A 13,100-nucleotide genomic window follows, 5' to 3' on the forward strand; every position below is an offset into this window, starting at 1 on the left:
TCACTAAAGGAGCATTTTAGCTGGCGGCGGATCGGGAATGGGGGAAATGGGGAATCGAAAAACCCATGCTCGCCAAACGAATCAGGCCTTGGAAACGACCCGGATGGTACGCTTTCGCCATCCCCGACTCCCCAATTCCGGCTTTAATCCATGGATCGCAAATTGTTGGACTTGTTGTGCTGCCCCTCCACTCGGCAACCGCTGGCGCTGCTCGACGCGCGCGGGCTGGAAGCGCTTAACCGGGCCATCAGCACCGGTGGCATCCGCCGAGCGGACGAGAGTGCGCAGACCGACGCCCTGCGTCAGGCGCTGATCACACGCGACCGCAAAACGGTCTATCGCGTCGACGACGGCATCCCGGTGCTGCTGACCGAAGAAGGTATCGCCACCGCCCAGGTCGAAGATTTCCCCGCACGATGAGCGGCGATTTCGCGCCCCCATCGGCGGAGGTCGTTGCCGCTGACGTTGCCCGTGCGCTAGCCGAAGATGTCGGCAGCGGCGATGTCACGGCTGCCTTGCTGCCGGACACCGCTGATTCCGCTTATCTGCTGTGCAAGGAAGATGCGGTGATCGCGGGGCGGCCATGGTTCGACGCCTGCCATCGCGCGCTGGACCCGCTGGTGCGGATCGACTGGCGAGTGCAAGAAGGTGATCGAGTAAAGACCGGAACGGTGTTAGCCATGCTCGCGGGACGCGCGCGCGCGCTGGTTACCGCCGAGCGCAGTGCTTTGAACTTCCTGCAGACCCTGTCCGGCACTGCCACCACCACGGCAAGGTATGTGGACGCGGTGCGCGGCACGAAGGCCAAGATCCTGGATACCCGCAAGACGATTCCCGGGCTGCGGCAGGCGCAGAAATACGCTGTGCGCTGCGGTGGCGGCAACAACCATCGCATCGGCCTGTTCGATACGGTCATGCTGAAGGAAAACCACGTTCGTGCCGCGGGCTCGCTTACCGCTGCGATACGCACCGCGCGCGCGATGCAGCCGTCACTGCCGCTGGTGGTCGAAGTGGAAACCCTGGCGCAACTGGAAGAAGCCCTGAAAGAAGGGTGCGACCGCATTCTCATCGACGATTTCGACGCAGCAGCGCGACGCGAAGCGGTACACATGGCCGGCGGCCCACCGTTCAACGGCGCAATTCCTCTGGAAGTTTCGGGCGGCGTCGATCTGGCCACGCTGCGCGCCATCGCCGAGGATGGCGTTGACTACATTTCAATCGGTTCACTCACCAAACACGTCCACGCTATCGACTTGTCGATGAAGCTTGGCCCGCCGCCAGATCTTTCTTCTCATCAATCTTGAGGACGTCCTGTCCGGCGACGCTTCCACGGGCTGCTACGGAACAGGCTATCTCCTACCTCCACTACGGCCTTTTTACTCATGCCCAGCCTGATACTGCTGATGATCGCCGGCGCTGCCCTCTTCGCGTATTGGAATGCCGCGCGAGCCGCCGCGGAGCGCGCGGAACAGCTAGGCCGCAACGCGTGCTCTGCCGCGGATGTGTTGTGGCTGGATCAGACCGTGCATGCCAACGGCCTCCGCCTGCGTCGCGGCGAAGACGGAAGGCTTGGTTTCGAGCGCTCGTTCCGCTTCGAGTATTCCTACGATGGCCTTGACCGTCACACCGGCAAGCTGGTGCTGCGTGGCGAAAAGCTGGTGTCGTTCGTGGGACCTGCCAGGCCGTCTGTTGCGCCCTTCGAACTGCACTGAGCGTTCAACGGCTTATAACGGGCAGGAGCGCCGTCTCGGCGCAAGCTTTCGCCGCTATCGCGAAGCGGTAGAAAGAGCTCGCGCCGAGACGGCGCTCCTACCGATCTCGATATCCGTCACTTGACCACACGCAAATGTGGTCGTTTGCCAGGAGTCGGCACGTCGTCCGGCGCAGGAGTATCCGGAGTCGGCGGTTCGTCATCGTCGTCGCCTTCCGGTCCGGGCCCATGGCTGGCGTCGTCCGGCAGCGCCATGCCCTGCCCGGTCTCACGCGAATAAATGGCCAATACCGCGGAAATCGGCACCGAGACCGGGTAGCTGACGCCACCAAACCGTGCGGTGAAACTAACGAGTTCGTTATCGATCTGCAGACGCACCACCGCCCGCTCGGCGATGTTCAGCACCACCTTGCCTTCCTTGACCGCACTGGCGGGCACCTGCACACCCGCCTGGGTCGCATCGACCAGCAGATGAGGCGTCATTCCGTTATCGGCGATCCATTCGGCCAGCGCCCGTAGCAGGTACGGGCGATGGCTGGTCATGCGCGGCACGTCTTCACTCATGCGGGCAGTTTAGGGGGAAGTCGGTGCGGGTGCGAGCCACGCAACGAAGCGCGCATGCGAACGGTTAATCCGGCGGGAAAGAGATATCGCCATGCTGATATGCCCCCGTGATCGGTCGCTGCACCCGTGGCCAGCGATATCGGTTTACCTGCCTCAGCCGTGCTGCGCCCGCCATTCGATGCCCAGGTTTGGGCTTGAGTTCAGGCAGGCAGCTCGCGCAGCTTCTTTTCCGCGTCCGTCAGGCTACGCACGAAGCCGGGGTTCCGGAAGATGCGATTGCCATAGTCCTCGATGGCCTTGCCGTCCTTCGGCAACGGCACATCCAGTGCCGGCAGCCGCCAGATGATCGGCGCCATCGCGCAATCTGCCAGGCTCATTTCCGGGTTGAGGAAGAATTTGCTGGCTTTGAATAGCGGCACGGCTGCGGTCAGCAATTCCTTCAAGCGCTTCCGGCCGGCTTCGACCTGCTGTTTGTTGCCCAATTGGATGGCCTGCACCTGCGGCACCCAATCGTGCTCGATGCGCAGCATCGCCAAGCGCAGGCGTGCGCGAGAAAGCGGATCCACCGGCATCAGCGGCGGATGCGGATAACGTTCGTCCAGATACTCGCTGACCACCGAAGCGGCGTACAGCACCAGATCGCGCTCCACCAGAGTGGGAACGGAATGATAGGGATTCAGATCGATGAGATCTTCAGGCGGATTCTGCGGGTCCACCGGTACCAAGTCATAACTGACACCTTTGGCCGCCAGTACCAAGCGGACGCGATGGCAGAGCACATCATCGGTGGAGGAAAACAAAGTCAGTGTATTGCGCATACGTGGACTCGCAGCCATCACGGCTCTCCGACGACCGGAATCCGCCGATCGCACCGACGCCGCCAGCCCCTTGCTAACGGTCGTCACGGTCCCTGAGTGTGCAATCCCTACAGGGAAAAGCCAAGCGCCCCTGCTCGGCCTTCCCTTGGCAGCCTGCGCACATCCCATCAGCATGCGCGACTGCCACGAGAGATCCCACGTGACGCCTCAGAACTTGTTTACGATCCGTCGCGAGCGCAGGCAGGCGGCTCGTGTGCCGAGCGCAGCAGGATCGTTAACAGGTTCTTAGTGGACGTCCTTCCAGTACTCCTGCTTCAGCAGATAGGCCAGGAACGTCAGCGCCGCCAGGAACAGTATCACCCACACGCCGATGCTCTGGCGCTTGAGTGCAGCTGGCTCGCCGGCATACTCGAGGAAGTTGGTTACGTCACGCACGGTCTGGTCGAACTCGGCCGCGGTCAAGCGCCCCGGCTGCGCCACCTGGAGCTTCTCCACGTGACGCTCGCCTGTTGCTTTGTCCGGCTCGCCGTACTCGGCATGCTGCAGGCCTTGCAGCTCCCACAGCGGATTAGGCATGGAAACGTTGGGGAACAATTTGTTGTTCCAACCCAACGGACGCGATTCGTCCAGGTAGAAGGACTTCAGGTACGTATAAATCCAATCGCTGCCACGCACGCGCGAAATCAGGCTTAGATCCGGCGGCATCTTGCCGAACCACTTTTCGCCATTCGCGTGCGGCATCGAGACCTGGATCTGCTCGCCGACCTTGGCACCGGTGAAGTTGAGGTTGTTCATCACCTCGTCTTCGGTCAGGCCCAGGTCTTCGGCCATGCGCGAATAACGCAGGTACTTCAACGAATGGCAGCCTGAGCAGTAGTTCATGTACGCCTGGGCGCCACGCTGCAGCGAGGCTTTGTCGCTCAGGTCGTTGCCGGCCTGCATCAGGTCGCCACCCGCGGCGGCGTATACGGAAAACGACAGCAGCAGTCCGCTGGCGAAGACGGCCAAGCGGGAAACGAAAGTCTTAGTCATGCGTCGTCACCCGTTCCGGTACTGGCTTGGTCTTGTCTAGCTTGGTCCACAGCGGCATGGTGATGAAGAAGGCGAAATACAGGAAAGTCAGCACGCGGCCAATGATGGTCTCGACCGGATCGGTACCTGGGCCGGCGCCAATCTTGCCGAGCCATACGAAACATACCGCCAGCATGCCCAGCATGACCTTGGTGATCCAGCCCTTGTACTTGTGCGACCTGACCTTGGACTTATCCAGCCAGGGAACCAGGAACAGGATCGCGATCGCCGCGAACATCACGATCACACCGCCGAGCTTGTCGGGAATCACGCGCAACATCGCGTAGTACGGCGTGTAGTACCACACCGGCTTGATGTGCTCCGGCGTCACCAGGCGGTTGGCTTCGGTGAAGTTGTCATGCTCCAGGAACCAGCCACCGAAGGCCGGCGCGAAGAAGATGATGAAGGCCGCGATGATCAGCAGGAAGCCGACACCCACCAGGTCCTTGACCGTGTAATACGGGTGGAACGGGATGCCGTCGACCGGCTTGGTCGCGTCCCAACGGTTGCCCTTGGGGCCGTACTTGATATCCACGCCGTCCGGGTTGTTGGAGCCGACTTCATGCAGCGCGCCCAAGTGCAGCACCACCAGCAACAACAGCACCAACGGCAGCGCGATGACGTGCAGCGCGAAGAAGCGGTTGAGGGTGGCGTCGCCGGGCAGGTAGTCGCCCATGATCCATTCGGTCAGCCCATTGCCGATCACCGGAATAGCGCCGAACAGCGAGATGATCACCTTGGCGCCCCAGAACGACATCTGGCCCCACGGCAGCACGTAGCCCATGAAGGCTTCCGCCATCAGCACCAGATAGATCAGCATGCCCAGGATCCACACCAGCTCGCGCGGCTTCTGGTAGCTGCCGTAGATCAGGCCGCGGAACATGTGCAGGTAGACGACGATGAAGAACAACGACGCGCCGGTGCTGTGCATGTAGCGGATCAGCCAGCCCCACTCCACGTCGCGCATGATGTATTCGACCGAGGAGAACGCTTCCGCCGCGCTCGGTTTGAAATGCATCGTCAGGAAGATGCCGGTGACGATCTGGTTGACCAGCACCAGCAGCGCCAGCGAGCCCATGTAGTACCAGAAGTTGAAGTTCTTGGGCGCGTAGTACTCGGTCATGTGCTTGCGGTAGACCGGCATCATGCCGGGCGCTCGCGCGTTGACCCAATCCCATACGCCGTTGGCGGTGCGGGTGAAGATGTTCGCCATGACTTACGCCGCTCCCTTTGGATCCACGCCGATGATGATCGTCGTGTCGTTCTCGTAATGGTGCGGCGGCACCACCAGGTTGGTGGGCGCCGGGACACCTTGGAATACGCGGCCAGCCATGTCGAAGCGCGACTTGTGGCAAGGGCAGAAGTAGCCGCCCTTCCAGTCGGGATCGTAGGGTTCCGGCTTGATTTCGGCGGCCATTTCCGGCGAGCAACCCAGGTGCGTGCACAGCCCGACCAGCACGGAGATTTCCGGCTTGATGGAGCGGGCTTCGCCCTTGATGTATTCCGGCTGCTGATCAGTGTTCTTGGATTCCGGATCGCGCAGGCGCGCATCCAGAGTCGGCAGAGCATCCAGCATGGCCTTGGAGCGCTTGACGATCCAGATCGGCTGGCCGCGCCACTCCATGATCAAGCGCTGACCTTCTTGCAGACCGGTGATATCGGCGGTCACCGGCGCGCCGGCCAACTTGGCCCGCGTACTTGGGTTCCACGACTTTATAAACGGTACTGCTGCAAAACCGGCACCCACTGCACCGACCACAGCCGTGGTCGCAGTCAGGAACCGGCGTCGACCTGTATTAACAGGCCCATTGACCCCATCATTGGCCATCCGGCACTCCGCAAAACAATCAGGTAGCTAAAAGGCTGCCATAACCCGCACAGGTACTTCGCGCGGGCCGCAAAAGACGGGGAAGTGTAACGGAAGCCTTAATCCGCCGACAACGGCATGCTGCAAATCAATGACTTGCGGAGGGCAGATGCGCAGCTCTGCGCATTAGGTCTGGCTTTATTCAGCGCGCGGCGACGGCGCCGCGGTAGCGCTCGGCCAGCACGCCCACGCGTTCGACATACCGCTGGGTTTCCCGATATGGCGGAACCCCGCCATGCCGGTCCACTGCACCTTCGCCCGCGTTGTAGCCAGCGGCTGCCAGGGTGAGATTGCCGTTGAAGCGCTTCAGCAGCCAAGCCAGGTATTGCGCGCCGCCGCGAATATTCTGCGAAGCGTTGTAGGCATCCGTCACTCCGAAGCGGCGGGCGGTGCCGGGCATCAACTGCATCAAACCCTGAGCACCCGCGTGCGACAGGGCCATCGGATTGTAGGAAGACTCGGCATGCATGATCGCCCGGATCACCGACTCCTCTACCCCGAATTCGCGCGAGGCCGCGGCGATTTCGTTCTGGTAGGCGGTGGTATTGAGCCGCAGGCGGCCGAAGTTGACGCCGGGATTGCCGCAGGCGAAGCAGGTTTCGATGAAGCTGTACTTGATCGTCCGCACGCTGGCCACGTTCGCCGCGCCCTTGGGCTTGCTGCTGGTGTAGTGCCGCACGCCGTCCTTGATGTAGGAATACACCTGGCCACTGACCACGCGACGGGTGCCGCCATTGCCCAGCGATGTGGCCGTGGTTGCCGCAACGGGCACAGCCGCATTGGACGCATCCGCGACCATGGCCGTGTTCGCCGCACCCACGGCAACTGCCGGCGTAGACGGGCTGGTCGACGCAACCAACGCTTCTGAACCGCTGAGCTTGGGACTACTGGGCTTGGAAGGCACGGAGGCCTGGGAGCGGGTGCTGCCGGGGGTGTAGTGGCTGACCACTTCGCACTGGGCGCCGCTGACCCGCTTGCTGACATAGCTGGGAATGCCGTCGGCGCCCAGGCACTTGTATAGCGTGCCCGCACTGACCGGCAGCGCGAACAACGCGGCAATGACGCCCCAAAGCAGCAAGATCCCCCTCATGGCGCGCAGTGTCCCAACTTCCCGACGGGTTGCCAAGTCCTTGTCCAACAAAGGATTCCTCCAATCTGTGCGGTCCGTCTGATATCCAGCCGGCGAAACCGGCCGACCACTTCCGTCTGCCTTTCCTTATTCAACGCCTACTGTGGCTGATTCCGGCCGCGGCACTGCGCGTAAACTACGCGCCCTATCCGCCACCCGCCTGGAATAAGCACCATGCCCGGGAAGCCCGCTTCCGAAATGCCCGCCCAGGGCACCTTGTCTGTACCCGTCGTGCACGATACGCCCGCTTTGGGCCTGCCCGCACGGGGAAAGCTGTTCATCAAGACCCACGGCTGCCAGATGAACGAATACGACTCGGCCAAGATGGCCGACGTGCTGGCCGCCAGCGAAGGCCTGGAGCTGACCGACAACGTCGAAGAAGCCGACGTGGTGCTGGTCAACACCTGCTCCATCCGGGAGAAAGCCCAGGAGAAGGTCTTCAGCCAGCTCGGCCGCTGGAAGGCGCTGAAGAAGGACGGCAAGCCGGTCCTGATCGGCGTGGGCGGCTGCGTGGCCTCGCAAGAGGGCGAGGCTATCGTCAAGCGTGCGCCTTACGTGGACCTGGTGTTCGGCCCGCAAACCCTGCACCGCCTGCCGGAACTTATCCGCGAGCGCCGTGCCAGTGGTCGACCGCAGGTCGATATCAGCTTCCCCGAAATCGAGAAGTTCGATCGCCTGCCCGAGCCGCGTGCCGAAGGACCCAGCGCTTTCGTTTCGATCATGGAAGGCTGTTCAAAATATTGCAGCTTCTGCGTGGTGCCTTACACCCGCGGCGAGGAAGTCAGCCGGCCCTTCGAAGACGTGCTGGTGGAAGTCGCGCAGCTGGCCGCGCAAGGCGTGCGTGAAATCAATCTGCTGGGCCAGAACGTCAATGCTTATCGCGGACCGTATGGAGATGGCGAAGTCGCGGATCTTGGTCTGCTGATACGCGCCATCGCCGAGATAGAAGGCGTGGGACGCATCCGTTTCACCACCTCGCATCCGCTGGAGTTCTCCGATTCGCTGATCGAGGCCTATCGCGACGTACCGCAATTGGCCAACTACCTGCACCTGCCGGTACAGGCCGGCAGCGACCGCATTTTGTCGGCGATGAAACGCGGCTACACCGCGTTGGAGTTCAAGCAGAAGATCCGCAAGTTGCGCGCCGTGCGTCCTGACATCTCGATCTCTTCGGATTTCATCGTCGGCTTCCCTGGCGAAACCGACGCGGATTTCGACAAGACAATGAAACTGATCGAGGACGTGGGTTTCGATCAGTCGTTCTCCTTCATCTACTCGCGCCGCCCCGGCACGCCGGCCGCCGATCTGGAAGACGACACGCCGGACGCCGTCAAGCACGCGCGATTGGAGCGCCTGCAGGCACACATCAACGCGCATGCCGCGACGATTTCGCAATCCATGGTCGGCAGCGTGCAATCGGTGCTGGTGGAAGGTCCTTCCAAGAAGGATCCAAACGAGCTGACTGGCAAGACCGAGAACATGCGCTCGGTGAATTTCCCCGGACATCCGCGGATGATCGGCCAGTTTGTCGATGTGGTGATTACTGAAGCAATGACCAATTCGCTGCGTGGAAGAGTGGCGGCCGCAGGCAACAGCGCTGCGGCCTAGCGAAACGCCGGTTGCAGGAGCGCCGTCTCGGCGCGAGCTCTCCCTGTCAAATCGCGGTAGAAGCGAAGAGCTCGCGCCGAGACGGCGCTCCTACATCGCTGGCCAAAAATGGCCGACCGATTCAATCCAACCGCTTGCGGAACCGCAAGATCGCCGCCGTCATCATGACGGTGGTGAACGCGACCAACGCCAGCACGTCCGGCCACAACTCCCACAGGCTGGCGCCGCGCAGCATCACGCCGCGGATCAGGCGCAGGAAATGCGTCAGCGGCAATACTTCCGCCAACCATTGCACCGCTCTGGGCATGCCCGAGAACGGAAACATGAAGCCCGATAGCAGGATCGATGGCAGGAAGATGAAGAACGTCATCTGCATGGCCTGGAACTGCGATTGGGCGCGCGTGGAGATCAGCAACCCCAAAGTGAGATTGGCGATGATCAGCAGCATCGCCGCCACGTAGACGTCCAGCAGGCTGCCATTCAAAGGCACATTGAACAGCCACAATCCCAGCGCAAGGACAACCGTGGTCTGGATCAAGCCGATGCCGACATACGGCAACACTTTGCCGACCATCAGTTCACCGCGGCTTACCGGCGTGGCGATCAACAGCTCCATGTTGCCGCGCTCGCGCTCGCGCACGATCGCCACGCCGGTGAACAGCACCATGGTCATGGTCAGGATCACCCCGATCAGTCCCGGCACGATATTCACCGCTGAACGCCGCTCCGGGTTATAGAACGCCACGACGCTGATAGGCCGTGCGACGGATAGCGCGTTCACGCCGGTGCCGTTCACAGGCATTTGTGCCAATTGCGCGGCGGCGCTTTGCACGGCGTTGTCGCTGCCGTCCACCAATACCTGCATCAGCTCGCGCCCTTCGCTGCGTCGGCGTTCGAAGTCTGGCGGGATGACGATCCCGATGCTGATCTCGCCCTGACGCATCGCTTCCATCAGTTCGTCAGGCGTACGGGCGGCCAAGGTCGGCTTCACCACCGTGGTCGCCACCACGTCCATCACCAGCGCGCGCGAGCCCGCGGTGTTCGCCTGATCCGCCACGCCGGCTTTCAAATCGCGCAAGTTGGTGTTGATGGCATAGCCGAACAGCAGCAACTGCATGACGGGAATGGCGACGATCATCGCCAGGGTGATGCGGTCCCGACGCATCTGCCGCATCTCCTTGAGCATGACCGCATAAAGCCGCCGCCCGTTCATGCTGCATGCTCCCGCGGCGCTTGCCCGCGCGTGGCGGAAACAAAGACATCTTCCAGATTGGGCTGCGAAGGCGCGACCTCCGCGGTCAAGCCGGCCTGCCGCAGCGCTTGGTCGATCCGGCCATGCGCGTCGCCGTCTTCGGTCATCAGCACTCGCAAGACATTTCCTATCTGCGCCACGCTGATCACGCCCTCAACGGCAACCAATGCCTTCTGCGCTCGCCGTGGCTGTTCCGCGCTGACGGTGAGCGTTCGGCCGGACAGTTGCTCAGTCAATTCGTCCGGCGAGCCGTCTGCGACCAACACGCCGCGATCGAGAATGGCGAGACGGTGACAGCGCTCCGCTTCGTCCATGTAGTGGGTGGACACCAGGAGAGTGGTACCGGCGTCGGCAAGCTCGAACAGTTTCTCCCAGAAGTCGCGGCGCGATTCGGGATCGACCGCGCTGGTCGGCTCGTCGAGAAACAACAACTCGGGCTCATGAATGATGGCGCCAGCCAATGCCAGGCGCTGCTTCTGCCCGCCACTCATGGTGCCAGCCAACTGCTTTTGCCGGTCCTTGAAGCGGAACTGCTCCACCAGCTCGTCAATGCGCTCGGCTGCCTTTCGCTTGGGCAAGTTCTGCACCGCGGCCAGGAACTCCAGGTTCTCACGCACGCTGAGGTCTTCGAATAGCGAAAACTTCTGTGTCATGTAGCCGATACGGGTGCGCAGCTCATCGGCTTGCTCGGGAATACGCAAGCCCAGCACGTCGATTTCGCCCGCCGTCGGCGTCAGCAGCCCACACAGCATGCGGATGGTGGTGGATTTGCCGGAACCATTGGGGCCGAGGAAGCCGTAGACGTTGCGCCGCGGCACTTCCAGATCGACTTGATTTACCGCCACCAGATCGCCGAAGCGCTTGGTCAAGCCATGGGCACGAATGGCGACGTCTTCTTGCGGAAGGGGTTCGCGCCGCGACTGAAGCATCGTCGGCACAGATGCCTTCCTGGTATCGGGCGAATCACTGCTTGCCATGGAACTCGGCCCGCACCGGAAAACCGGCTGGCAGATCGGCGGTATCTTTGCCGAGGCTCACTTCCGCCAGATAGCTGAGACGCGCCGCGTCCGCGCCGATCAACGCGTAATAAGGTGTAAAGGTGGGTTCGCTGCGGATCATCCTGACACGGCCGGCATACGCTGTTTCGCGACCGTCGACATAGATATTCACCGAATCTCCGACTTTTACGTTGGCGCGCAGCGGCTCCGGTACGTAGATCCGCGCGTACGGTGCTTCTCCCACCAGCAGGATGGCCAGCGATGCGCCAACCGGCGCTTGATCGCCTAATTTGTAAGGCAGGCTGTCGACGCGACCGGCGCGCGGTGCCACTACATTCAATTTATCCAACGTGACCGATTGTGTCGTCGCCTGTGCTTCGGCAGCGGTCAATGCGGCCTGGCCTTGGGCGATCTGTTCGCGCCGGGTGCCGCGCTCCAGTTCCAGCAAGGCGGCTTGCGCCAGACGGACTTGCGCCGACGCGTTGTCGGCAGCGGCACGGGCGCGATCCACTTCCGAAGCTGCCACCAGTTGCTGCTGGCCCAACGGCTGAAGACGGCGGTAGTACGCGCGGGCATCGGTGGCCTGCGCTTGCGCGGCGGCCAGCGAGGCGCGCGCCTGCGCGATGGCCTCGCTGCGTGGCCCTGCTTCCAATTCGGCCAGCATCTCGCGACTTTGCTGTGCCTGCGCCTGCACGGCGGCGAGTTGCGACTGGGTGCGAGTCAGTTCCAACTGCATCAATGGCGCACCTGCGGGCACATGCTGGCCCTCGCGCACATCGATGCGGACGATCTTTTCCGCCACTGGCGCAGGCAGTGTCACGCGGTCCCATTCCAACGTCCCCAGCGCCTGTGGTGCGTCGGGCTTACAGGCTGCCAGCGGCAGCAACGCGGCAACCAGCAACAGGCGCTTTCGATTACTTGCCATTTTCCAGCTCCAATCCGCGGTCCAGCAACACCAGCGTGTGCCGGCGCAGGTCATCGAAATCCAGCTCGTTGGCGCCGAACATCGCGCGCCAGATGGGCGCGCCCGCCAGCGGGAACATCGTCAGGCCCACCAGCGACACCATCAGCAATCGCGGGTCCAGATCGGGATTGAGCCGCCCTTCGCTTTGCGCCTCCGCGAAGCGCTTGGCCATCATCTGCGGCAACTGCGGGCCGACCCGGTCGATCATCATGGTGCGCAGTGCGCCACCTTCGCAGAGCACTTCACGCACCCACAGCGCCGGCAACCATGGGTGCGCGGCGACGATGTTGCAGATGCCTTGCACGAAGCTCGCCACCATGGACGCGATGTCATTGCCGGCATGCGCTACTGGCTCGCGCATTCCCAGTACCAACGGCAACACCTTTTCGGTGACCACCGCCTCCTGTAGCTGCGCTTTGTCGCCGAAGTAGTAATGAACCAGCGCCGGGGTCACGCCGGCTTCGCGGGCAATGTCGCGCAGCGACGTAGCGGCGATGCCCTGACGGACATAGCAAGCCAGGGCGGCCTCCACCATTTGCGCGCGCAGATCGACGGCGTCAGCGACCGGCCGTCCAGGCGCACGCTTTCGCGGTGATTTTGTCTTCTCGGGAGCCGCCTTGGCGGCAGGCGGACGATCTTGGGGGGGAGTTGTTCTGGGCATGGCGTATATTTAATTCATCGATTAATTAACTGCAAGCGCCAGCCGACGAACGGCGCCCGGTGGCCGTTTCGGCCCTATCGCGCTACCCTGCGTAGCCCTGTATCCGCGCCCTCAGGACAGCCGCCATCCCCCAGGATTCCCCCAGCTTGTGGGTCTTCGTACTCGAAGCCCGGCCATTGCCGGACACGCCGGATTTTTCGCAGTTCGGAGGCGCGCATGTCCTTTGCTACCAGATGCCGGGCCTGTCGGAAGATCCGATGCGCCACGCCAGCGATTTTCTGCGCCAGGCCGGCTGGCAGGTGATCGGCGTAGAAGAAGAGCCCGAGCAGATCACCCGCGAAGAAGCACCCGATGAAGAACACTTCGATCAGGCGCTGATCGACGATGAGGCCTACATCTTCCACCAATGGCCGGTGGAAGACATGGATGACGAAACCCGACACTGAAGCGACATTGA

Annotated in this window: 15 protein-coding genes; 5 read left to right on the plus strand and 10 right to left on the minus strand. The window is 62.3% G+C overall.

What is annotated here, in order from left to right; translation table 11 throughout:
• The first annotated feature begins 150 nt into the window (after positions 1-150).
• From AADW18_RS05570 to AADW18_RS05580, 3 genes are all read left to right on the plus strand, one after another.
• Complete coding sequence (locus tag AADW18_RS05570) at positions 151-420, plus strand: Trm112 family protein (protein ID WP_337342370.1); 270 nt, start codon at positions 151-153, stop codon at positions 418-420.
• Positions 417-1,304 (plus strand): carboxylating nicotinate-nucleotide diphosphorylase, encoded by an 888-nt coding sequence (gene nadC / locus AADW18_RS05575; RefSeq protein WP_337342371.1) that lies wholly within the window; start codon positions 417-419, stop codon positions 1,302-1,304. The genes AADW18_RS05570 and nadC overlap by 4 nt, the downstream gene beginning before the upstream one ends.
• Positions 1,305-1,382: 78 nt before the next feature.
• Positions 1,383-1,712, plus strand: a complete 330-nt coding sequence (locus tag AADW18_RS05580; RefSeq protein WP_337342372.1) for a DUF3301 domain-containing protein — start codon at positions 1,383-1,385, stop codon at positions 1,710-1,712.
• 116 nt (positions 1,713-1,828) lie between these two features.
• Here the strand turns inward: AADW18_RS05580 and AADW18_RS05585 are convergent, their stop codons facing one another.
• The 6 genes from AADW18_RS05585 to AADW18_RS05610 form a co-directional block, all read right to left on the minus strand.
• A complete protein-coding gene (locus AADW18_RS05585; RefSeq protein WP_337342373.1) occupies positions 1,829-2,275 on the minus strand; it encodes a ClpXP protease specificity-enhancing factor in 447 nt (148 codons plus the stop codon).
• Positions 2,276-2,475: 200 nt separating this feature from the next.
• Positions 2,476-3,111 (minus strand): glutathione S-transferase N-terminal domain-containing protein, encoded by a 636-nt coding sequence (locus AADW18_RS05590; protein WP_337342374.1) that lies wholly within the window; start codon positions 3,109-3,111, stop codon positions 2,476-2,478.
• A gap of 267 nt (positions 3,112-3,378) precedes the next feature.
• Positions 3,379-4,125 carry a cytochrome c1 gene (locus AADW18_RS05595; protein WP_337342375.1) on the minus strand — a complete coding sequence of 249 codons (747 nt, stop codon included), beginning with the start codon at positions 4,123-4,125 and terminating at the stop codon, positions 3,379-3,381.
• Positions 4,118-5,377: a cytochrome bc complex cytochrome b subunit gene (locus AADW18_RS05600; protein WP_337342376.1), complete on the minus strand. Its 1,260-nt coding sequence runs from the start codon at positions 5,375-5,377 to the stop codon at positions 4,118-4,120. The genes AADW18_RS05595 and AADW18_RS05600 overlap by 8 nt, the downstream gene beginning before the upstream one ends.
• Before the next feature lie 3 nt (positions 5,378-5,380).
• Positions 5,381-5,992, minus strand: a complete 612-nt coding sequence (gene petA / locus AADW18_RS05605) for a ubiquinol-cytochrome c reductase iron-sulfur subunit (protein ID WP_337342377.1) — start codon at positions 5,990-5,992, stop codon at positions 5,381-5,383.
• Between the two features lie 181 nt (positions 5,993-6,173).
• Positions 6,174-7,121 carry a lytic transglycosylase domain-containing protein gene (locus AADW18_RS05610; RefSeq protein WP_337342378.1) on the minus strand — a complete coding sequence of 316 codons (948 nt, stop codon included), beginning with the start codon at positions 7,119-7,121 and terminating at the stop codon, positions 6,174-6,176.
• Positions 7,122-7,334: 213 nt separating this feature from the next.
• On the opposite strand from AADW18_RS05610, the gene miaB reads away from it, so the two are divergent.
• Positions 7,335-8,768: a tRNA (N6-isopentenyl adenosine(37)-C2)-methylthiotransferase MiaB gene (miaB, locus tag AADW18_RS05615; protein ID WP_337342379.1), complete on the plus strand. Its 1,434-nt coding sequence runs from the start codon at positions 7,335-7,337 to the stop codon at positions 8,766-8,768.
• Positions 8,769-8,889: 121 nt separating this feature from the next.
• Here miaB and AADW18_RS05620 read toward each other — a convergent pair whose 3' ends face one another.
• The 4 genes from AADW18_RS05620 to AADW18_RS05635 form a co-directional block, all read right to left on the minus strand.
• Positions 8,890-9,981 (minus strand): ABC transporter permease, encoded by a 1,092-nt coding sequence (locus AADW18_RS05620; protein ID WP_337342380.1) that lies wholly within the window; start codon positions 9,979-9,981, stop codon positions 8,890-8,892.
• Positions 9,978-10,904, minus strand: coding sequence for an ABC transporter ATP-binding protein (locus AADW18_RS05625; protein WP_337342731.1), 927 nt, complete (start codon positions 10,902-10,904; stop codon positions 9,978-9,980). The genes AADW18_RS05620 and AADW18_RS05625 overlap by 4 nt, the downstream gene beginning before the upstream one ends.
• 79 nt (positions 10,905-10,983) lie before the next feature.
• A complete protein-coding gene (locus AADW18_RS05630) occupies positions 10,984-11,943 on the minus strand; it encodes an HlyD family efflux transporter periplasmic adaptor subunit (protein ID WP_337342381.1) in 960 nt (319 codons plus the stop codon).
• Positions 11,933-12,643 (minus strand): TetR/AcrR family transcriptional regulator, encoded by a 711-nt coding sequence (locus AADW18_RS05635; protein WP_337342382.1) that lies wholly within the window; start codon positions 12,641-12,643, stop codon positions 11,933-11,935. The genes AADW18_RS05630 and AADW18_RS05635 overlap by 11 nt, the downstream gene beginning before the upstream one ends.
• A 146-nt stretch (positions 12,644-12,789) precedes the next feature.
• Between AADW18_RS05635 and AADW18_RS05640 the strand changes: the two genes are divergently transcribed.
• Positions 12,790-13,089: a hypothetical protein gene (locus AADW18_RS05640; protein ID WP_337342383.1), complete on the plus strand. Its 300-nt coding sequence runs from the start codon at positions 12,790-12,792 to the stop codon at positions 13,087-13,089.
• Positions 13,090-13,100 lie beyond the last annotated feature (11 nt).

Origin of the sequence: Pseudoxanthomonas sp. CCNWLY206-1, assembly GCF_039710385.1 — a bacterium.
Taxonomy (GTDB): domain Bacteria; phylum Pseudomonadota; class Gammaproteobacteria; order Xanthomonadales; family Xanthomonadaceae; genus Pseudoxanthomonas_A.